17 protein-coding genes and 3 tRNA genes are annotated in these 19,019 nt (G+C 63.0%); 9 read left to right on the forward strand and 11 right to left on the reverse strand.

Annotation, left to right across the window (positions count from 1 at the left end; all coding sequences use genetic code 11):
* Nucleotides 1-9: 9 nt before the first annotated feature.
* From P9239_RS14365 to P9239_RS14380, 4 genes are all read right to left on the reverse strand, one after another.
* Nucleotides 10-1,026 carry a flippase-like domain-containing protein gene (locus P9239_RS14365; RefSeq protein WP_309751929.1) on the reverse strand — a complete coding sequence of 339 codons (1,017 nt, stop codon included), beginning with the start codon at nucleotides 1,024-1,026 and terminating at the stop codon, nucleotides 10-12.
* Nucleotides 1,023-1,835 carry a 2OG-Fe(II) oxygenase gene (locus P9239_RS14370; RefSeq protein WP_309751931.1) on the reverse strand — a complete coding sequence of 271 codons (813 nt, stop codon included), beginning with the start codon at nucleotides 1,833-1,835 and terminating at the stop codon, nucleotides 1,023-1,025. Before P9239_RS14370 ends, P9239_RS14365 begins: the two co-directional genes overlap by 4 nt.
* Nucleotides 1,832-2,563: a CDP-alcohol phosphatidyltransferase family protein gene (locus P9239_RS14375; RefSeq protein WP_309751932.1), complete on the reverse strand. Its 732-nt coding sequence runs from the start codon at nucleotides 2,561-2,563 to the stop codon at nucleotides 1,832-1,834. Before P9239_RS14375 ends, P9239_RS14370 begins: the two co-directional genes overlap by 4 nt.
* 132 nt (nucleotides 2,564-2,695) lie before the next feature.
* The gene (locus tag P9239_RS14380) at nucleotides 2,696-3,421 is read right to left on the reverse strand and encodes a DUF4136 domain-containing protein (RefSeq protein WP_309754057.1); all 726 of its coding nucleotides are present in this window, start codon (nucleotides 3,419-3,421) and stop codon (nucleotides 2,696-2,698) included.
* Nucleotides 3,422-3,578: 157 nt separating this feature from the next.
* On the opposite strand from P9239_RS14380, the gene pepN reads away from it, so the two are divergent.
* From pepN to P9239_RS14405, 5 genes are all read left to right on the forward strand, one after another.
* Nucleotides 3,579-6,302, forward strand: a complete 2,724-nt coding sequence (pepN, locus tag P9239_RS14385; protein WP_309751934.1) for an aminopeptidase N — start codon at nucleotides 3,579-3,581, stop codon at nucleotides 6,300-6,302.
* A gap of 150 nt (nucleotides 6,303-6,452) precedes the next feature.
* Nucleotides 6,453-7,472 carry a class 1 fructose-bisphosphatase gene (locus P9239_RS14390; protein ID WP_309751937.1) on the forward strand — a complete coding sequence of 340 codons (1,020 nt, stop codon included), beginning with the start codon at nucleotides 6,453-6,455 and terminating at the stop codon, nucleotides 7,470-7,472.
* 53 nt (nucleotides 7,473-7,525) lie between these two features.
* Nucleotides 7,526-7,601, forward strand: a tRNA-Thr gene (locus P9239_RS14395).
* Between the two features lie 626 nt (nucleotides 7,602-8,227).
* The gene (locus tag P9239_RS14400; RefSeq protein ID WP_309751938.1) at nucleotides 8,228-8,377 is read left to right on the forward strand and encodes a hypothetical protein; all 150 of its coding nucleotides are present in this window, start codon (nucleotides 8,228-8,230) and stop codon (nucleotides 8,375-8,377) included.
* Nucleotides 8,378-8,607: 230 nt separating this feature from the next.
* Entirely contained in the window at nucleotides 8,608-9,213 is a 606-nt protein-coding gene (locus tag P9239_RS14405) for a chorismate mutase (protein ID WP_309751940.1), read from the forward strand.
* Here the strand turns inward: P9239_RS14405 and P9239_RS14410 are convergent.
* Nucleotides 9,135-10,364 carry an exonuclease domain-containing protein gene (locus P9239_RS14410; RefSeq protein ID WP_309751942.1) on the reverse strand — a complete coding sequence of 410 codons (1,230 nt, stop codon included), beginning with the start codon at nucleotides 10,362-10,364 and terminating at the stop codon, nucleotides 9,135-9,137. The two genes, P9239_RS14405 and P9239_RS14410, sit on opposite strands and share 79 nt — an antisense overlap.
* 642 nt (nucleotides 10,365-11,006) lie before the next feature.
* Between P9239_RS14410 and P9239_RS14415 the strand changes: the two genes are divergently transcribed.
* On the forward strand, nucleotides 11,007-11,240 hold the full coding sequence (locus P9239_RS14415; protein WP_309751944.1) for a hypothetical protein: 234 nt from the start codon (nucleotides 11,007-11,009) through the stop codon (nucleotides 11,238-11,240).
* A gap of 531 nt (nucleotides 11,241-11,771) precedes the next feature.
* A complete protein-coding gene (locus tag P9239_RS14420) occupies nucleotides 11,772-12,917 on the forward strand; it encodes a porin (protein WP_309751946.1) in 1,146 nt (381 codons plus the stop codon).
* A gap of 80 nt (nucleotides 12,918-12,997) precedes the next feature.
* Here P9239_RS14420 and greB read toward each other — a convergent pair whose 3' ends face one another.
* Nucleotides 12,998-13,549, reverse strand: coding sequence for a transcription elongation factor GreB (gene greB / locus P9239_RS14425; protein ID WP_309751948.1), 552 nt, complete (start codon nucleotides 13,547-13,549; stop codon nucleotides 12,998-13,000).
* Between the two features lie 154 nt (nucleotides 13,550-13,703).
* Here greB and P9239_RS14430 point away from each other — a divergent pair.
* Both P9239_RS14430 and P9239_RS14435 read left to right on the forward strand, forming a co-directional pair.
* Nucleotides 13,704-13,780: transfer RNA gene (locus P9239_RS14430), tRNA-Arg, on the forward strand.
* A gap of 92 nt (nucleotides 13,781-13,872) precedes the next feature.
* Nucleotides 13,873-13,949: transfer RNA gene (locus tag P9239_RS14435), tRNA-Arg, on the forward strand.
* Nucleotides 13,950-14,014: 65 nt separating this feature from the next.
* Here P9239_RS14435 and P9239_RS14440 read toward each other — a convergent pair.
* The 5 genes from P9239_RS14440 to P9239_RS14460 form a co-directional block, all read right to left on the reverse strand.
* On the reverse strand, nucleotides 14,015-14,506 hold the full coding sequence (locus tag P9239_RS14440; protein ID WP_309751950.1) for a phage protein NinX family protein: 492 nt from the start codon (nucleotides 14,504-14,506) through the stop codon (nucleotides 14,015-14,017).
* Nucleotides 14,507-14,568: 62 nt separating this feature from the next.
* A complete protein-coding gene (locus P9239_RS14445; protein WP_309751952.1) occupies nucleotides 14,569-16,965 on the reverse strand; it encodes a bifunctional (p)ppGpp synthetase/guanosine-3',5'-bis(diphosphate) 3'-pyrophosphohydrolase in 2,397 nt (798 codons plus the stop codon).
* Between the two features lie 103 nt (nucleotides 16,966-17,068).
* A complete protein-coding gene (gene rpoZ, locus P9239_RS14450; RefSeq protein ID WP_006025620.1) occupies nucleotides 17,069-17,272 on the reverse strand; it encodes a DNA-directed RNA polymerase subunit omega in 204 nt (67 codons plus the stop codon).
* Nucleotides 17,273-17,341: 69 nt separating this feature from the next.
* Nucleotides 17,342-18,016 (reverse strand): guanylate kinase, encoded by a 675-nt coding sequence (gene gmk / locus P9239_RS14455; RefSeq protein WP_309751955.1) that lies wholly within the window; start codon nucleotides 18,014-18,016, stop codon nucleotides 17,342-17,344.
* A 9-nt stretch (nucleotides 18,017-18,025) separates the two neighbouring features.
* Complete coding sequence (locus tag P9239_RS14460; protein WP_309751957.1) at nucleotides 18,026-18,955, reverse strand: YicC/YloC family endoribonuclease; 930 nt, start codon at nucleotides 18,953-18,955, stop codon at nucleotides 18,026-18,028.
* Nucleotides 18,956-19,019: the final 64 nt, after the last annotated feature.

The following is a 19,019-nucleotide window of genomic DNA, read 5'->3' on the forward strand; positions in this document are numbered from 1 at the left end:
GAGGGTGAATCAGTCGATATCCGGCACGCGCGCAAGACGGCGGCGCTGCCAGCCTTTTTCAACGAAATGCAGATAGACGATGCCCGGCACGCCCAGCAAGAGCTCGCGGGCACGCTTGGCCAGCGAGAGCGCCAGCGCCGTTTCGGGCGGCAGGCCGACGAGGCGCGCGAGCAGCAGATAACCGCCCTCCTGCACGCCGAGCGAGCCGGGAATGGCGAACGCCGCGCCGCGAATGGCCTGACCCAGGCTTTCGAGCAGCAGCGCCTCCGTCCAGCCGACCGGATGCCCGAGCAGATCGAGCACGATCCAGACTTCGCCCGTGCCGACGATCCAGCCAAGCATGCTCAGGCCGAAACTCGCCGCCACCTTGCCGCGCTCGCGATACAGCGCGTGAACCGCCGTATCGACCGCCTCGGCGCGCGTGACGAGCGACGACCAGTCGCGCTTCTTCGAAAAGCGCGCTGCGATGCCGGATGCGAAGCGCATCGCGCGGCCGAACAAACCGCGCCGCTGCGCGAGATAGAACCCGAAGATCATCGCCCCGATGACGCCGACGACCGCCAGCACCGCAATCGACACGACCGTCGACGAGCCGCCCGCCGCGTAGCCCGTCAAGAGGACGACGCCGACGAGCGCGAACAGCAGTTGCGCGACGGTCTGCATCGTCGTGCTGACGGTGATGACGGCGGCGGCGTCGCGCGCGCGCATGCCGCGCTGCGAGAGATGCCGGACCATCAGCATCGGCCCGCCGATCTGCCCGGCGGGCATCAGACTATTGACCGATTCGCCTGCCCAGCGCGCGAGCAGCGCGTCGCGCAGCGTGACGTCGCGTTCGTTGCGGGAAAAGAGCACGCTGATCGCGCCGGCGTCGAGCACGAGCGGCGCAAAGTGGAACGCGGCCACGGCGAAGAGGCCCCAGCCTGCGGCGGCGAGCGTCGTAGCGACGGAGCCGAAGCCTTGCCAGCCGAGCAGCGCGATGAACAACACCACGCCGATCGACAGCAGAAACGTCCCGGCGCGACTCATGCCTGCCCGTTCTTGCCGCCTTTGCGGCGAAAGACCTGCTTGAACCCGAAGTACGCGATCGAGTCCTTCATGTTCGAAATGAAACGCTGGAACGGCCGCATTTCCGGGTTCGTGACGTACTCGAACGTGAGGGACACGCGCATCTCGTTCTCGCCGAGCGGCGTCACGCGATGCCGGAGCTTGTCGCCGTCGAAGAACACCAGCGCGCCCGGCGGATACTGCACGGAGCCGGGTTGCGGCGGCACGTTTGGCGTGCGCGTATGCAGTTCGTAGTCGAGACGGCACGACGAATCGTCGATCACGCCGAGCAGCATGGTGTAGCGCCGGCCGTTGTAGTACGACGTGTCGTAATGCCAGCCGATGTGATCGCCGGGGCGGGTATAGAAATACAGCGCGTAGGCGTGAGGATCGTCTTCGGGCGAGAGTTGCAGCTTGTCGCCGCTTACCGCCTCCAGCCACTTGATGAGCGCCTCGGAGCGGTACAAGTCCGCGATGAACGGCGCGAGCTTGTCGAGCGTGTGACGGCTCACGCTGCCGCCCGCCTTGTGCCCCGGCAAGTAGTTGCGGTTAACGGCCGGCATCACGTCGTGGACGGCGGCGATCAGGCGTTCGGTATAGTCGCGCGGAAGGAAGTCGTCGAGATAAAGGAAGGAGCCTTGCTTCTCGTAGTCGGCGTGCAGCCTGGGCGTGGACAATGTCGCCAGACGCGCGTTGAGCGTCGCGTCGATGTCGCGCGGTGACGGGCGGCTCGCGCGGTCTACCTGTGACTGTCCCGGATGCTGGTTGACCGGAGTTGCCGTATCGCTCATCTCACCGCCTGAAAATCGTTGCCGTCCTTGCGCGCAGGGTGCGCCGCCTTCGCCGCCTTCGCCGCCGTGCACACCGTCGCTTCAGCCCGCACGCGCCGTATGACCCGCCGATAATCCACCGCGACGTACACGGCGAACAACGGCGCGCCGATGGCTGCGGCAATCAGAAACGGCGTCATGCCGTTGAGCACCGTAACGAGCGGCAGCAGGTACAGCACGTCCTCGGTCTCGAAGCCGCCCGCCGAAGCCTGCTTGGTTCCGGATTTGCCGACCATCGACTCGATGCGCATACGCAGGAAGAAAATCAGCGCGACCGCGACGCCCGCGACGCCGCCGAGCCACTGCGCGGCGACCGCGTACGAAGGATGATGCGCCGCGACATAGAAACCGATGCCCGCGAAGAGCAGCACGGTCACGAGCGCGTCGCACGCAAGGTCGTAAAAGTGTCCGATCTTACTCGACTGACCGCTGATGCGCGCAAGCTCGCCATCGGTGTGATCGACGAAATTTGACAGCGCAATCAAGAGCGCGCCCAGCGAGCACAACCAGAAGTCGCCGAGCGAGAGGCAGTACGCGCCGCCGAGCCCGATGGCGAGGCGAACGGTCGTCAGATGATTCGGCGTGACGGGCGTGCCGACGAGCGGCGTGACGAGGCGGCGGGCGAGCCGCGCGTCCCACGTGGTGGGCTCGGGAACGGCTTTCGGATGGGGCGGACACGGTTTTGTCATGACCGCGAATATATCGCTTATTGACCGCCGCTGCATATATTGCGGCGGGTTTCCCGCGCGCCCGAACGCTTTGTCCGCGTGCCTTTCGGCGTGACGCAGGCGCGTTCGGCGCACGCTCTCATTCCACCGTTTTCATTCCACCGTTTTCGGCGCGGCCGCGGGCGCCGGCGCGGTCCCGCTCGCCGCCGTATCGAGCGATGCGGCCGTCTCGTTGCCGATGCCGCCGCTCTTGTCCACCGGCAGCGTCACCGTGCGCACCGTGCCGTTGCCGAGCGGGAAACCGGCGAGCGCGCTGCGGGCAAGATACGGCATCGCGCGATACAGCGAAGAGTCGTCGGTTGAATTGACCGCCGTCACCTTGTAGACCTCGCGTCCCGTCGAACGGTCCGTCATGCGGATCTGCAGCGCGTGGATATAGACCGGGTAACTCTGATCCACATAGCCGGTCGGGCCCCACGGCCCGTAGGGGCCGAAGCCGCCCCACGGACCCCAGAACGGACGTCCGTAATAGCCGTACCACGGCCACGGGTCGTAGTAGACGGGCTGGCGCACGGTCACGAGATCGCCGCGCACCGAAAACGCGAGCGCGACCTGATAGCGCGCGCTCGCCTCCGGCACCTGTCTGAACGCGAGCTTCGCCAGTTCGTTCGCGACGAGTGTTTCGTATGTCCTCTGCTCGATGCTGTTCTGCTGCGCGTCCTGGCGCGCGAAGGCATAAGTGCGCGTGGCGTCGCTGCCGGTCCAGTCGGAGAACGCGGTCACTTGCGTCTGCACATAGGTCGTGCAGCCCGCGAGCCACAGTGCGCCGGCCACGCACGCGGCGCGCATCAGTCGAGATGTCGAGCGACTCATGGTCATCCTCACTTGGTTCACTGCGCTTTCCAGGTCGAACGGCGCCGACTCACGACAGCCCACCGTTTTGTACAATGGTTCGACCTGCCGAGCCCGCATTCGTGCCTGACGTCTTGCCGCACGTAAGCGTACGGGCCGCCACTCTCACCGAGAAGATCTTGCCATGTCCAACACGCCCGCACCGACCGCGTCCGCTGTGATCCGCCGCGAGGACTATACGCCGCCCGCATTCCTGATCGATTCGGTCGCGCTGGAATTCGACCTCGTGCCGTCGCGCACCGTCGTGAAGAACACCATGCGCCTGCGCCGCAACCCCGACGCGCCCGGCCATGCGGCGCGCCTGGAACTGATCGGCGAGCAACTGGAGTTCGTGCGCGCCGCGATCAACGGCGCCGCGCACGCAGATGTCCAGATCAACGAGCACGGTCTGTCGATCGGCGATCTTCCCGGCGACGCGTTCGAACTGACCATTGAAAGCATCTGCAATCCGGAACAGAACACGACGCTCTCCGGACTTTACGTGTCGAGCGGCAACTTCTTCACGCAATGCGAGGCGGAAGGCTTCCGGCGCATCACGTACTTCCTCGACCGTCCGGACGTGATGTCCACCTACACCGTCACGCTGCGCGCCGACAAGGCCGCGTATCCGGTGCTTCTGTCGAACGGCAATCTGATCGAAGAAGGCGATCTGTCCGATGGCCGCCACTTCGCCAAGTGGGAAGACCCGTTCAAGAAGCCGAGCTATCTGTTCGCGCTCGTCGCGGGCAAGCTCGTGGTGCTGGAAGAGCGCATCAAGAGCGGCTCGGGCAAGGAAAAGCTGTTGCAAGTGTGGGTCGAAGAACACGATCTCGACAAGACGCGCCACGCCATGAATTCGCTGATTCACTCGATCCGCTGGGACGAGAAGCGCTTCGGGCTGGAGCTGGATCTTGACCGCTTCATGATCGTCGCGGTGAGCGACTTCAACATGGGCGCGATGGAGAACAAGGGCCTCAACATCTTTAACACGAAGTACGTGCTCGCCAACCCGGAAACGGCAACGGACACGGACTTTTCGAACATCGAGGCCGTGGTCGGCCACGAGTACTTCCATAACTGGACCGGCAACCGCGTGACGTGCCGCGACTGGTTCCAGCTGAGCCTGAAGGAAGGGCTGACGGTGTTCCGCGATCAGGAATTCTCCGCCGACATGGCCGCGGGCGACGCCGATGGCGCGGCGAGCGCCGCCGCCCGCGCAACGAAGCGCATCGAAGACGTGCGCGTGCTGCGGCAAATGCAGTTCGCCGAGGACGCCGGCCCGATGGCGCATCCGGTGCGCCCGGAGAGCTACGTCGAGATCAACAATTTTTACACGATGACCGTCTACGAGAAAGGCTCGGAAGTCGTGCGGATGTATCAGACGCTCTTCGGCCGCGACGGCTTCCGGCGCGGCATGGACCTCTACTTCCAGCGCCACGACGGCCAGGCCGTGACCTGCGACGACTTCCGTCAGGCCATGGCCGACGCCAATCATCGCGACCTCGCGCAGTACGAACGCTGGTACAGCCAGGCGGGCACGCCGCGCGTGAACGTCCGCGCGTTTTACGACGCCGCGAACAAGACATACACGCTGACGCTCACGCAAGGCTACGGCGAGACGTCCGAAGCCGCCCGCGCGACGCAGAAAGGGCCGCTCTTGATTCCGTTCTCGGTCGGTCTGATCGGCGCGAACGGCGCGGATTTGCCGCTGCGTCTGGAAGGCGAAAAAGAGCCGAGCGGCACGACGCGTGTGCTTGAATTCACGGAACGCGAGCAGTCGTTCACGTTCGTCGATGTCGACGAGGCGCCCCTGCCCTCGCTGCTGCGCAATTTTTCGGCGCCGGTGATCGTCGAATTCGATTACACGAATGAACAGCTCGCGTTCCTGCTCGCGCACGACAGCGATCCGTTCAACCGCTGGGAAGCCGGCCAACGCCTGGCCACGCGCGAGTTGCTCGCGCTCGCCGGGCGCGCGGCCAAGGGGGAAACGCTTTCGATTGGCGACGAAGTGATCGCGGCGTTCGCTCAAGTGCTCGACGACACGTCGCTCACGCCCGCCTTCCGTGAACTCGCGCTGATGCTGCCGTCGGAAAGCTATCTGGCGGAGCAAATGAGCGTATCGGACCCTGCCGCCGTGCATGCAGCGCGCGTGTTCCTGAGCCGCCGGCTCGCGACGCAGTTGCGCGACAAGTGGCTCGCCGTCTACGAGGCGAATCAGACGCCGGGCGAGTATCGTCCGACGCCGGAAGACGCCGGCAAGCGCGCGCTCAAAAATCTGGCGCTCGCGTATCTCAGCCAGCTCGACGATCCGAGCGACGCCGTGCGTCTCGCGCAAAAGCAATACGACGACGCGAACAACATGACGGACCGCTCCGCCGCCCTTTCCGCGCTGCTGGCGAGCGCGACGGCAGGCGCCGACGCGAGCGTCGCGGACGCGGCGCTGGCGGACTTCTATCGCCGCTTCGAGAAGGAGGCGCTGGTCATCGACAAGTGGTTCGCGCTTCAGGCGACGCAGCGCGGCGGCGACGAGCGCAAGGTGATCGAGATCGTGCGGCAGCTGATGCAGCATCCGGCGTTCACGCTCAAGAATCCGAACCGCGCGCGTTCGCTGATTTTCAGCTTCTGCAGCGGCAATCCGGCGCAGTTCCACGCCGTCGACGGCTCCGGCTATGCGTTCTGGGCCGAACAGGTGATCGCGCTCGACGCGCTGAATCCGCAAGTCGCGGCGCGGCTCGCGCGCGGACTCGAAATGTGGCGGCGCTTCACGCCGGCGCTGCGCGAGAAGATGCACGCGGCGTTGAGCGAAGTCGCGTCGAAGGCTAAGTCGCGCGACGTGCGCGAAGTCGTGGAGAAGGCGCTGGCCGCGTAAGAGCGTTTCAGCCGTTCGATGGCCGTCGCGCGTTGTTTCGCGCGACGGCCATTCTTGTTTATGGCGGCGACGGCCGGTGCTGTCACATCGGCGAGCAGGATCGAGCGGTTAGAATCGTGAATATTCGTCTAACGCTCACCGGAGCCCAGCATGTCCTCCATTTCCAGCCGTACCACGCTTACGAAGTACCTGATCGAGCAGCAGCGCGAACACCAGAATCTGCCGGCCGACTTGCGTCTTCTGATCGAAGTCGTCGCGCGTGCCTGCAAGCAGATCGGCTATCAGGTGAGCAAAGGCGCGCTCGGCGATGCGCTCGGCTCCGCCGGCAGCGAAAACGTTCAGGGCGAAGTGCAGAAGAAGCTCGATGTGCTCTCGAACGAAATCCTGCTAGAAGCCAATGAATGGGGCGGAAACCTGGCCGCGATGGCCTCGGAAGAAATGGAAAAGATCTTCCCGATTCCGAACCGCTACCCGAAAGGCAACTATCTGCTGACGTTCGATCCGCTCGACGGCTCGTCGAACATCGACGTCAACGTGTCGATCGGCACCATATTCTCGGTGCTGCGCTGCCCGGATGGCGCCGATCCCTCGGAAGCGGCGTTCATGCAGCCGGGAAGCGCGCAGGTGGCTGCGGGCTATGCGGTGTACGGCCCGCAGACGGTGCTCGTGCTGACCGTCGGACATGGCGTCAACTGCTTCACGCTCGACCGCGAGCTCGGCTCGTGGGTGCTGACGCAGCGCGACATGCAGGTGCCGACCGAAACGCGCGAATACGCGATCAACGCGTCGAACAGCCGCCACTGGTACGAGCCGGTGCAGCGTTACGTCAACGAACTGAACGAAGGCAAGGACGGCCCGCGCAAGGAAGACTTCAACATGCGCTGGATTGCGTCAATGGTCGCGGACGTGCATCGCATCCTGAATCGCGGCGGCATCTTCATGTATCCGGCCGACAAGCGCACGCCCGACCGTCCCGGCAAGCTGCGCCTCATGTACGAAGCGAATCCGATGGCGTTCATCGTCGAGCAGGCGGGCGGCGCGGCGACGGACGGCGAACGGCGCATTCTCGATATCGTCCCGACGAGCCTGCATCAGCGCGTGCCGGTGTTCCTCGGCTCGAAGAACGAAGTGGATCGCGTGACCCGCTACCATCAGACAAAGAAAATTTGATTCAGGCTATTGCCAAATCGAGAATGTGGTCGCTATAATCTTGTTTCTCTGATGCCGGAATAGCTCAGACGGTAGAGCAGCGCATTCGTAATGCGAAGGTCGGGGGTTCGATTCCTCTTTCCGGCACCACAAGATTCAGCAGTAATCAAAACCCCGCGTTCATGCAAATGGCGCGGGGTTTTGCTTTTGGTCTTGACCAAGCGCGTCAGGACGTCTCCGCTCTCTCGTGCGTCTTTTTGCAACGCACATCCCCACGATCTCCCGATTCGCATTTCTTGGCGCAATTGCGCACAAGCGTTTCGCATTCGGGCACTCGACTTCGCTAATTCCAGCGTTATGTGCGCTTTCGTACAACGACGCGTCGTTTTCCGCTTCGCACCATGCAGCGTCAACGACGGTTTCCCGGTATCGTTATATCCATAGAGGAAAGGCGAAAAATTCTGCGCGCGGAATCGGCGGCAGCCGCAACGCCAAGCGCGACGGGCCTTTCCGCCGTGCCGACCATTTGGACGACCGCGCAGTTTTTGCTAAAACTGAAGTGCGCGAGCGGAGTCGGAGAGGCGGAAATTACCGGCCGCCGTGCGAACGGTCATACGCTCGACTAAAGCGCTCGATTCACGCTCAAGCTGAAGCCACGCCGATCCGATAACGCATAAACAGAGGAACAGCTAATCGGCTGTTGCGGTCGTTCGTAAAAGGTGCGGCGACCGGATTGGCCAGCAATCGAATGTCGATGTCACCCCGAGGAGAGAACCATGGACGCCAAACCGACGAAAATCCCGACGCCCGACAAGGTGCACTGTCCGGACCCGGAGCCGGTAGCGGTGGAGTTTCTCGCGACTGAACTGCCTGCGCACGTGCGCGCGTTCTTCGACGAGCAGCGCAAGCTGACTTCGGTCAAGTAGGCGGCCGAGCTGAATCATCACGCCGCCGTCGTGAGTTCGACGCCCGGTGCGCGCGGCGCGCACGGACTTCGCTGTCCGGTTCGCAGTCCGCATATGGCAGACGCCAGGACGCGTCACGCCCTGTTCTTCTGAACGGAGTCGGGCGCGCGCCTGGCTTTGTTCGTCCGATCCCCGCCTGCGTTCTCTCGCGCCTGCGCTATGCTGGCGCTTTTGTGCGGACCGCCCAGACGATGCACGCTCGATCGGCCCTTACTTTCCTATCTCGCCTGACCGTCGCTTGCGCGCTGCTGTTCGCGGCCGCCGCGCCCGCGCCTGCGCACGCTGACGGCGACGATACCGCGTTCACCAACCTCATCGCGCTGGTTTCGCAGCGTCTCGCGCTCGCCGAACCGGTCGCGCGCTGGAAGTGGGCGCGCCACGAACCGATCACCGACGCGCCGCGCGAAGCCGCGCTGCTCAAGCAAGTCGAGGAACGAGCGCGCGCCGCGGACCTCGATCCGGAATTCGCGCAGCAGTTCTTTCGCGACCAGATCGACGCAAGCAAGGACGTGCAGAACGCACTGTTCGCGAACTGGCGCGCGTTGCGAGCCGCGCCCGAAGGCTCGCCGCCGGATCTTGCCAGCGACACGCGCCCGAAGTTGGATCGCCTGACGACCGCACTCTTGAGCGCCCTTTCGCGCGTCGAGCCGATGCGTCATGCCGACGATTGCCCGCTTCGCCTCGCCGACAGCGTCGCGCGCTGGAAGCATGTCACGCGCTATGACTCGTCGATGAACGCGCCGCTTGCGCGTGCGCTGTCGCATGTGTGCGCGGGCGGCGTCGGCGCTGTCGGCTGAGGTGACGAGACGGCGGCCGCGAGCGCGTCCTGCCGCAGCGGCGTGACCGCGAGACCGCGCGACAGGCGCTCGCCGAGGATGCGGTAGATCGCCAGATCGAACGACGCAGGCTGGCCGTTCGCGCGCAGTTCGCGGGCTTGCGGCAGCGCGTCTGCGGTACCGAAGTATTGCCAGTTGTCGATGACGTGCCACGCGCGCTGCCCCGTCGCCGCGTCGCGTTCCTCGATCGCAATGGCGCCTGCATAAGGCCACGGCATGCTGCGGGCATCGCCGGCTCGCGATTTCGGCGCACGGTTCAGCGAAGGCCGCAGTGTCGCGATCATCTTCGCTTCGGCGAGCATCGCGCCGATTTCACCGCCAGTCGCTTTCCATTCGACACGACGCACTAGCGCCGCGAGTCGCAAATCCTTCGCCGAGCGGCGCGGCCCCGTGAGATGCGAACGCACGCGCTGACGCAGCCGCACGCTTCGGCCGACGTAGAGCGGTGCGTCGTCGTCGCCGAAAAATGTGTACACGCCGCAGCCCGCCGGAATGCGCTCGATGGTGTCCTCGTCGATCTGCGCCGCGAGCCGGAACCGGCGCGTCACGCGCTCCACATGCGCGCGCAGAATCTCCGGGGCGTGCGCACGATGCAGATGCTGCCAGAACTGCCACAGAAGATCGGCATCGGCGAGCGCGCGGTGGCGCGCCGCGGGCACGAGCGCGTGCCGTTCGACGAGCGCGTCCAGACCGTGCCGCGTTTCCGCCGGATATACCGCGCGCGAGAGCTGAACCGTGCATAGCACGTCCGGCATGAAGCGCATGCCGATGCGTTTGAACTCGCCCTTCAGAAAGCTATGGTCGAAGTGCGCGTTGTGCGCCACGAAGAGCCGCCCGTCCATTCGCTCCAGCAGGCCGGCGGCGAGTTCGGCGAACGTGGGCGCATGGCGCACCATGGCATCGTCGATACCGGTCAACTGCTGGACGAACGCCGGAATGGACCGTTCGGGGTTGACGAGCGATGTCCACTGCGACACGCCGTGCGGCCCGACCTCGACAATCCCGATCTCCGTAATGCGATCGACACCGAACGTCCCGCCTGTCGTTTCCAGATCGACGAAAATCAGCGGAGCGGACGGCAGCGTGAAGTCGGGAGGCGGTGGAAGATGCATCGTGATGGAAGGCAGTGCGGCTAAATCGGGCCGTGCGGTACAGTTTCGGATTGCTCATTCTAACGCACGGGTACTTCGGCACGCCGGCGGCGACGCGAAGCCCGGCTGTATCGGCATTTGCGTGAAAAACTTGAGCGCGTTCGGACGTAAGTAGTATTACCGATTTACGTGACTATTATGGAGCCGCACTAGCGATCCGACTTTTTCGCGCACCTCCCATGGTATGTGCGAGTTTGCAATTCCGGGGAAACCCGGAATCCGGACGTTACCGCTCGAATACTTTTTCGATTTTCGGTGTGGTATGGCTTGCCAGCACCGTCGTCCCGCGCCCTCGCCCGCGCGCCTCTGCGCCCCGTAGCGCCTGCCGCAGCGCCGCGCGACCGCAAAGCGCAGATCAGACCGCATTAATGCGCTTAATAGTCGGGGCAATTAAGCTTTGCGTTCGCCTTTTATTTTATCTGCCAATGGACCCTTATTCTTTTAACCGCTCTCATCCACCCGCGTTACTTGAATGCCGATCTTTTCTCAGCGCAAAGCGTGTTAATCCAATTCTAGGCAGTAAGTGTTAACTCGCCTTGCCCGATTCTCCGCGCGCGCGCATCATCGAATACAGCTAGTCATGTAATGAGAGGAGGTTAAACGATGAACCACTTAACGCGTCTTGCGCAATGGTGCAAATCGTTCGCCAATTCGTCGACTATTCCAGGCGAATCGTCCTTATCTTCCATTGCATTCGAACCAGCATGGCATGGCGATCATTGGCAGAACCTGCTTTCATCGCCGATGGATGCCCGCCGCTACGTGATGGAAGACTGGGCGACGCCGCTGGACGACGACCTCGTGCCGGCTCAAACGACCGACCTGGAAGCGCTCTGACGGCACCGCGCAGGCGGCAAACGGCGAAAAAAAAGCGCGACCGCAAGGCCGCGCTGACAAAGTTTGGAGATCTTTTCCGTCAACGAAAAAGTCTGCTTCGGAAAGCAGAAATGACAGTATAGCCAGCCACGTCGCAACTATTACCCTTACTCGGCGCAAACTTCTGTTTCCGTTTCATCAACAATCGATTTTCAGGGCTTTCCGATTCCCTCGCATTGCAAATGCGTGTCGCACATCCGCAACGCAGTTTATGTTGACACTTAGGTCCTTACGACTTTATTCGGCTTTAAAGCACTGAATATAAAAGAAAAAACGCCCGCTTTCGATCATTGCTGATCGGAGAATGATTTATTGCGGAAACTGGAACGCCCTCGCCTGTAACACCGTCTTTACACTTCGTCTGGTCCGGAAACAGATGCGTCGCTCTGCGCGATACATCGCTCCTCCGATCGTGCCTCTCGCAGCCGGTCGCAGCGAGGTTTCCTCAAAGCCTGGGTTCCTTAGGCCCAAACTGCTCTCGGAGTGACAAAGATGAAAAAGACTCTCATGGTCGCAGCCCTCACGGGCGTCTTCGCAACCGCTGCTCATGCGCAAAGCAGCGTCACGCTGTACGGCCTGATCGATGCGGGCATCACCTACACGAACAACCAGAACGGCCACAGCAACTGGAAGGCGACGAGCGGCTCGGTCAACGGCAGCCGTTGGGGCCTGCGCGGTTCGGAAGACCTGGGCGGCGGCCTGAAGGCGATCTTCACGTTGGAGAACGGCTTCAACATCATGAACGGCACGAACGGCCAGGGTGGTCGTGAGTTCGGCCGTCAAGCATACGTCGGTCTGTCGAGCAACCAGTTCGGCGCCGTCACCCTCGGTCGTCAATACGACTCCGTGGTCGACTTCCTCGGGCCTCTCGCTCTGACGGGTACGCAATACGGCGGCACGCAGTTCGCCCACCCGTTCGATAACGACAACCTCGACAACACGTTCCGCGTCAACAATTCGGTCAAGTACACGAGCGCGAACTACGCTGGCCTGAAGTTCGGCGCGCAGTACGGCTTCTCGAACGCAGCCGGCGGCTTCTCGAACAACCGCGAGTACAGCGCGGGCGTGTCGTACAACTACGGTCCGTTGAACATTGCCGGTGCTTACCTGCAACTGAACAACACGCAGACGACGGGCGCATTGGCAAACGCCGCCGGCGCAGTCGCAGGCGACGCTCCGTTCTCGGCAGGCCGTCAGCGCATCTTCGGCGGCGGCATCAGCTACGCGTTCGGCCCGGCTACCGTCGGTTTCGTGTTCACGCAGACGATGCTCGACAACGCGATCTCGATCAACCCGAACGGCACGCAGAACGGCACGACGGTCAACCTGACCAACGGCCACGTCCGCTTCACGAACTACGAAGTGAACGGCCGTTACAACCTGACGCCGGCTCTGTCGCTCGCAGCGAACTACACGTACACGAACAGCCGCATCGACGGCGTGGCGCCGAAGTGGCACCAGGTCGACCTGCAGACGGCGTATGCGCTGTCGAAGCGCACCGACGTGTACCTGCAAGGCGAGTACCAACACGTTTCGGGCACGGGCGATTCGGGTCTGGGCGCAACGATCAACGGCGTGGGCGTTTCCTCGACGCCGAACCAAGTTTCGGCAACGGTTGGCGTTCGTCACCGCTTCTAAGCCGCAACAGCTGTTCTGCTTGTCAAAAAGCCGCTCTTCGGAGCGGCTTTTTTTCGTCCCTACACAGCGCGACGCCCGCCCTAGCGCGGATACCGGACGTCCAGAATATCGATCTGCTGCACGCCAAGAGGCGTATGCAGCGGCACCGTATCGCCGATTCTCGCCTTCAGGAGCGCACGCGCGACCGGCGAGACCCAGCTTACGTGCCCGCGATCCAGATCCACCTCGTCGACGCCGACGATAGTGACCGTATGCACGATGCCGTCATCGCCGGCGTAGTCCACCGTCGCGCCGAAGAAGACCTGATCGACGTTCTCCTGCTTGCGCGCATCCACCACCTCCGCGAGATCGAGACGCTTGGTGAGAAAGCGGATGCGCCGGTCGATCTCGCGCAGCCGGCGCTTGCCGTAGATGTAGTCGCCGTTTTCCGAGCGATCGCCGTTCGACGCCGCCCACGACACGAGCTTGACCACTTCCGGGCGCTCGTTATCGAGCAATTGCAGAAGTTCGTCGCGCAGCCGCTGATGCCCCGCCGGCGTGATGTAGTTCTTCGCGCCCGCCGGCACATCCGGCTGGGCCAGCTCGAGATCGTCGTCGCTCTCGTCCGATTCTTTGACAAATGCCTTGTTCATGATGCAAAACGATTCCAGATTTCCGCGCATCGCGCGCTGAGTGAGTAGAGGCGTGTACTCGTCAACTTACCACGGCGCGTGCCAGCGTCAGCCATTTTTCGGTCAACGCCTCTTCCTTTTTCAAACAGGCTTGGCTATAATTCCGCTTCTGCGTGCGGCTGTAGCTCAGTTGGATAGAGTACTTGGCTACGAACCAAGGGGTCGTGGGTTCGAATCCTGCCAGCCGCGCCACTTATTCCGGTGTTTTGCCTCGAAGCCGAACATTAGCGCTTAACCAAAAGCGCGTTGAAGTCACAAGCAGTAACGTTAGTACCGTTTCGCGTGCGGCTGTAGCTCAGTTGGATAGAGTACTTGGCTACGAACCAAGGGGTCGTGGGTTCGAATCCTGCCAGCCGCGCCACTTTTAAAGGGCCTTCCATCCGGAGGGCCCTTTTTGTTTTGGCCGCGCCATCGCTATGCTGATCGTCAGGGCCGTGGCGGCGACTTGATATCGCCAATGCGCGCGTTGGGCGCGGGTACGTCCTCCGCCGAATAGAAGGCTGTCGGCTCGCTGATCGCTTCGGCACGCGTGCCGAGCAAGGTCTGCGGATGCCGCAAATAGACGTCCTCGACGCTATCGCCGAACGAATGCCGCACGAACGCACGCAGCAGCGCGATCCGCAACGACGGCCCCTTCGCCTGCACCGGCTCGCCATCCTTGCCGAACGTCGCCGTGCATTCCACTTCGCCGCGCCCGATATCGCTCATTTCCAGCCGGCAGGCGCGCTCCAGCACGACAGACGCCGCTTCCCACGACGTCGACGGCAGAAAGCGCCCGTCCCACGCCTTGCCGCGGTCGTTGCCGCGGATCGAGAGCGTCTCGCCGCTGTCGGTAAAGTGAATTTCCCTGATGAAGTCGTGAAGGCCGCGCGCCACCCAGTAATCGAGCGTGGGGCCTTCGAGGTCGGATGTATTCATACGGCGCTCTCCATGCTTTCGGTCGACTGACAGCCGCATGCACGCCGCGTTCCCGCGCCGGATCAGTAGTCGGCGCGTTCCCGGTCGATGCGCATGCCGCCGTCCTGATTGCGATGATGCGGCTCGTCGCTCGGACGCTCGCGCGCAATGCGCATCACGTCGAGGTTCGTGCGCACGCGACGCATCACGTTCGCAAGATGCACGCGGTCGCTCACCTGAATCACGAAGCGCAGCAGCTTCGCTTCCTGCGAAACGTCCTCGTCCATCGCGATATGAACGATGTTCGCGTCAGCCGACGTGATATCCGCCGCCACGCGCGCGAACACGCCCTTCGTGTTCTTCACGAGCACCTTCACGGCGACGTCGAAGAGACGCCCCGGCTGCGGCGCCCACGCCACGTCGATCCAGCGGCCGGGATCGCGCCGGTGGATGCGCTGCGCGACACGGCATTCGGTCGTGTGGATCGCCATGCCGAGCCCGATGCCGATATAGCCCATGATGTCGTCGCCGGGAATCGGGCGGCAACACGGCGACAGTTGCACCGACATGCCTTCCGTTCCCGTGATGACCACGGGCGGCGCGGTATTGGTGTTGTGGTGCTCGCGATGCGGATGATCCTCGTCGTCCGCGATGCCGTTCATCAACACTTCGATGCGCTTTGCCATGACCGCCGCCACGCGCCGGCCGAGACCGATATCCGCGAAAATTTCCTGGCGCGTCTTGTTGCCGGTCCACTGCACGAGCTTTTCCCAGACCTCCGGCGTCACGTCCGACAGCGCGAGGCCGTAGCCCTTGAGACTTTGATCGACGAGCCGCTCGCCCAGCTGCACGGATTCGTTCAGGCGCATCGTCTTCAGGTAGTGACGGATGGCCGAGCGCGCCTTGCCGGTGCGCACGAACCCGAGCCACGCGGGATTGGGCTTCGAGTACGGGGCGGTGATCACTTCGACGATATCGCCGCTCTTCAGCTCCGTGCGCAGCGGCAGCAGTTCGTTGTTTATCTTCACCGCGACGCACTGATTGCCGAGGTCGCTGTGAATCGAATACGCGAAGTCGAGCGCCGTCGCGCCACGCGGCAGCGGCATGATCTTGGACTTCGGCGTGAACACATAGACCGCGTCCGGGAAAAGATCGATCTTGACGTGTTCGAGGAATTCGCTGGAATCGCCCGCTTCGCTCTGAATGTCGAGCAGCGACTTGAGCCACTGATGCGCGCGCTTCTGTACGTCGTTCAGATCCGCGCCGCCGTTCTTGTAGAGCCAATGCGCCGCGACGCCTGCCTCGGCGATCTCGTGCATCTTGCGCGTGCGAATCTGGAACTCGATGGGCGCGCCGAACGGCCCGACGAGCGTGGTATGCAACGACTGATAGCCGTTGACCTTGGGAATCGCGATGTAATCCTTGAACTTGCCCGGCACGGGCTTGTAGAGCGCATGCAGCGCGCCGATGCACGTATAGCACTCGAGCGCGCTTTCCACGACCACGCGAAAGCCGTACACATCCAGCACTTGCGAGAACGACAACTGCTTGTCGCGCATCTTCTTGTAGATGCTGTAGATGGTCTTTTCGCGGCCGGTCACTTCCGCGCTGATCTTCGCGTCCGCAATCGTGCGCTGCACTGCTTCGAGAATCTTGCCGACCACTTCGCGCCGGTTGCCGCGCGCCGCCTTCACCGCTTTTTCGAGCGTGGCGTAACGGTTCGGATTGAAGTTCGCGAAGCTCAGGTCCTGCAGCTCGCGATACGTGTTGTTGAGGCCGAGCCGATGCGCAATCGGCGCGTAGATATCGAGCGTTTCGCGCGCGACGCGCCGGCGTTTCTCCGGCGGCACCGCGCCCAACGTGCGCATGTTGTGCAGCCGGTCGGCGAGCTTCACCAGAATGACGCGCACGTCGCGCGCCATCGCGAGCAGCATCTTGCGGAAGTTTTCCGCTTGCGCTTCCTCGCGGTTGCGGAACTCCATCTTGTCCAGCTTGGACAAGCCGTCGACCAATTCCGCGACCTTCGCGCCGAACCGCTCGGCGATTTCCGTCTTGGTCACGCCCTGATCTTCGATCACGTCGTGCAGGAGCGCGGCCATGATCGATTGCGCGTCAAGCTTCCAGCCCGCGCAGATTTCCGCGACCGCGACCGGATGCGTGATGTACGGCTCGCCGCTCTGGCGATACTGCCCGAGATGCGCTTCGTCGCTGAAGTGGAAAGCCGACTTCACTTCCTTGATCTCGTCGGCGGAGATGTAGCTTGCCAGCGCGTTCGTCAGATTCGCGATGGAAACGACGTCGTGCTTGCGTGGCTGCTCCGGCGTGGCGGTCGGCCCGAACAGATGGCGAAACGACTGTTCGAGAACCGCGTCGATGTATTTGCGCGCCGCGTGCGGCTTGTCGGCATCGAGAAGCGAATCCTGATCGATCTCGATGTCCGGATCCACTGAAGCGGAGACGGGCAGCGGTGTCTGACTCATGTTCGCCTCCGTGTTCGTCTGACGCGCCGCTTGTCCATCAGTTGCGCCGGTTGCAAGAAGTAAAACGGATGAAACGGATAAAAGACTTAGAAAAAGCCAGCCGTCAGACGGGCACTTTCTTCAGCATTTCGACGCCCACCTGCCCCGCCGCGATTTCGCGCAGCGCGACGACGGTCGGCTTGTCGCGGCTTTCGATCTTCGGGGTGTGACCTTGCGCGAGCTGACGCGCGCGATACGTTGCCGCGAGCGCGAGCTCGAAGCGGTTCGGAATTTGTTTCAGGCAGTCTTCGACAGTGATGCGGGCCATGTTTGTATCCTTCTCGATGTGTGTTTTATTCTACCTTATGTGACCGATACGACTCGGCCACCGCTCGCGTCATTGCGGGTGCGTGGGATGAATGCCGAGCTCGACGAAAAGCTGCGTGTGACGCGCGTATTGCGAGGTGAAGCGCAGGCGCGTCGCGGCGACGAGGCATCGCAGTTCGGTGAGCGCGCGATCGAAATTCTCGTTGATGACGACATACTCCGCTTCCGACGCATGCGCCATCTCGCTGCCCGCCGCGAGCAGCCGCCGCACGATCACGTTCGGCGCGTCCTGGCCGCGCTTCTTCAGTCGGTCTTCGAGCGCATCCAGCGAAGGCGGCAGAATGAAAATCTCGACCGCGTTGCGAAAGCGCTTCTTGACCTGCTGCGCGCCCTGCCAGTCGATTTCGAGCAGCACGTCGTGCCCCATCTTCATCTGGTCTTCGATCCACAGACGCGACGTCGCATAGTAGTTGCCGTGCACTTCCGCACTTTCGAGGAACTCGCCCTTGTCGTGCCGCTCCATGAATTCGTCGACGGACACGAAGTGATACTGCACGCCGTTGGTCTCGGCCGGGCGCGGATCGCGCGTCGTGTAGGAAACGGACAGGCGGATGGCCGGGTCCTGCGCGAGCAGCGCATTCACGAGCGTGGACTTGCCCGCACCCGACGGCGCGACGACCATGAACAGGTTGCCGGGATAGATGCCCGTGTACGTGCTATGCGAGCGGTGCGTGGTGTTCGGCATGATCGAGCGTTACTCCAGATTCTGTACTTGTTCGCGCATCTGTTCGATGAGCAGCTTCAGCGTCATCGACGCATCCGCGAGTTCCTTGGCAGCCGCCTTCGAGCCGAGCGTGTTCGCTTCGCGATTGAGCTCCTGCATCATGAAATCGAGCCGCTTGCCGACCTTGCCGCCCTTTTGCAGCACGTGGCGCGTTTCGGTGAGATGCGCGCTCAGGCGCTGCAACTCTTCCGCGATGTCGATGCGGATGCCGTACATCGTCACTTCCTGACGGATGCGCTCGGCGATTTCATCGCGCGGCACGCTCGTCGTCGCGCCGTTTTCCGACGTTGCGATGCCGAGTGCGTCCTGCAGGCGCTCGACGATCTTCTGCTGATGCTTCGCGATCAGTTCGGGCACGAGCGGCGTGATGCGCGCGACGATCGCTTCCATCTCCGTCACGTTATTGATGAGCACGTTGGCGAGCGCCGCGCCTTCGCGTGCGCGCACGTCGATGAGATCCGCAATCGCCTGCTTGGCGCACGCGAGCACCGCTTCCCGCAGCGTGTCCTGCGAGACCGAGCTTTCCGCGAGCACGCCCGGCCAGCGCAGAATTTCGCCGGTGCGCATGCGTTCGGCATCCGGGAAGATATCGAGCACCGCGCGCTCGAGCGTGGCGAGTTGCGTGAGTGCGTCGCGATTGAGCGCGCCCGCATTGGCCGTCTGCTCGACGCGATTCAGGTTGATGCGGATATCGACCTTGCCGCGCGAGAGCTTCGTCATCAGCATTTCGCGCATTTGCGGCTCGGTGGCGCGCACGTCTTCGGGCATACGGAAGTTCAGGTCGAGAAAGCGCGAATTCACCGTGCGCAATTCCACCGAAACGCCGACACCTGCGCCGCCCGCGCCGTCGGCGACCACTTCGCGCGTCGCGCTGGCATAGCCTGTCATGCTGTAGATCATGGTACGTCTCGCGATGTGAGCCTTCGCTTGGCGGAAGGCCGGTTCAACGAAACGCCCGGCGCGA

It is taken from the genome of Caballeronia sp. LZ062, assembly GCF_031450785.1.
Taxonomy (GTDB): Bacteria; Pseudomonadota; Gammaproteobacteria; order Burkholderiales; family Burkholderiaceae; genus Caballeronia.

Excerpts from the sequence above, each read along its gene's own strand:
- P9239_RS14365 (WP_309751929.1), bottom strand. The coding sequence starts at position 1,026 with ATGAGTCGCGCCGGGACGTTTCTGCTGTCGATCGGCGTGGTGTTGTTC.
- P9239_RS14420 (WP_309751946.1), top strand. The coding sequence starts at position 11,772 with ATGAAAAAGACTCTCATGGTCGCAGCCCTCACGGGCGTCTTCGCAACC.
- P9239_RS14415 (WP_309751944.1), top strand. The coding sequence starts at position 11,007 with ATGAACCACTTAACGCGTCTTGCGCAATGGTGCAAATCGTTCGCCAAT.
- P9239_RS14370 (WP_309751931.1), bottom strand. The coding sequence starts at position 1,835 with ATGAGCGATACGGCAACTCCGGTCAACCAGCATCCGGGACAGTCACAG.
- P9239_RS14460 (WP_309751957.1), bottom strand. The coding sequence starts at position 18,955 with ATGATCTACAGCATGACAGGCTATGCCAGCGCGACGCGCGAAGTGGTC.
- pepN (WP_309751934.1), top strand. The coding sequence starts at position 3,579 with ATGTCCAACACGCCCGCACCGACCGCGTCCGCTGTGATCCGCCGCGAG.
- P9239_RS14380 (WP_309754057.1), bottom strand. The coding sequence starts at position 3,421 with ATGACCATGAGTCGCTCGACATCTCGACTGATGCGCGCCGCGTGCGTG.
- rpoZ (WP_006025620.1), bottom strand. The coding sequence starts at position 17,272 with ATGGCCCGCATCACTGTCGAAGACTGCCTGAAACAAATTCCGAACCGC.
- P9239_RS14440 (WP_309751950.1), bottom strand. The coding sequence starts at position 14,506 with ATGAATACATCCGACCTCGAAGGCCCCACGCTCGATTACTGGGTGGCG.
- P9239_RS14445 (WP_309751952.1), bottom strand. The coding sequence starts at position 16,965 with ATGAGTCAGACACCGCTGCCCGTCTCCGCTTCAGTGGATCCGGACATC.
- P9239_RS14400 (WP_309751938.1), top strand. The coding sequence starts at position 8,228 with ATGGACGCCAAACCGACGAAAATCCCGACGCCCGACAAGGTGCACTGT.
- gmk (WP_309751955.1), bottom strand. The coding sequence starts at position 18,016 with ATGCCGAACACCACGCACCGCTCGCATAGCACGTACACGGGCATCTAT.
- greB (WP_309751948.1), bottom strand. The coding sequence starts at position 13,549 with ATGAACAAGGCATTTGTCAAAGAATCGGACGAGAGCGACGACGATCTC.
- P9239_RS14405 (WP_309751940.1), top strand. The coding sequence starts at position 8,608 with ATGCACGCTCGATCGGCCCTTACTTTCCTATCTCGCCTGACCGTCGCT.
- P9239_RS14375 (WP_309751932.1), bottom strand. The coding sequence starts at position 2,563 with ATGACAAAACCGTGTCCGCCCCATCCGAAAGCCGTTCCCGAGCCCACC.
- P9239_RS14410 (WP_309751942.1), bottom strand. The coding sequence starts at position 10,364 with ATGCATCTTCCACCGCCTCCCGACTTCACGCTGCCGTCCGCTCCGCTG.
- P9239_RS14390 (WP_309751937.1), top strand. The coding sequence starts at position 6,453 with ATGTCCTCCATTTCCAGCCGTACCACGCTTACGAAGTACCTGATCGAG.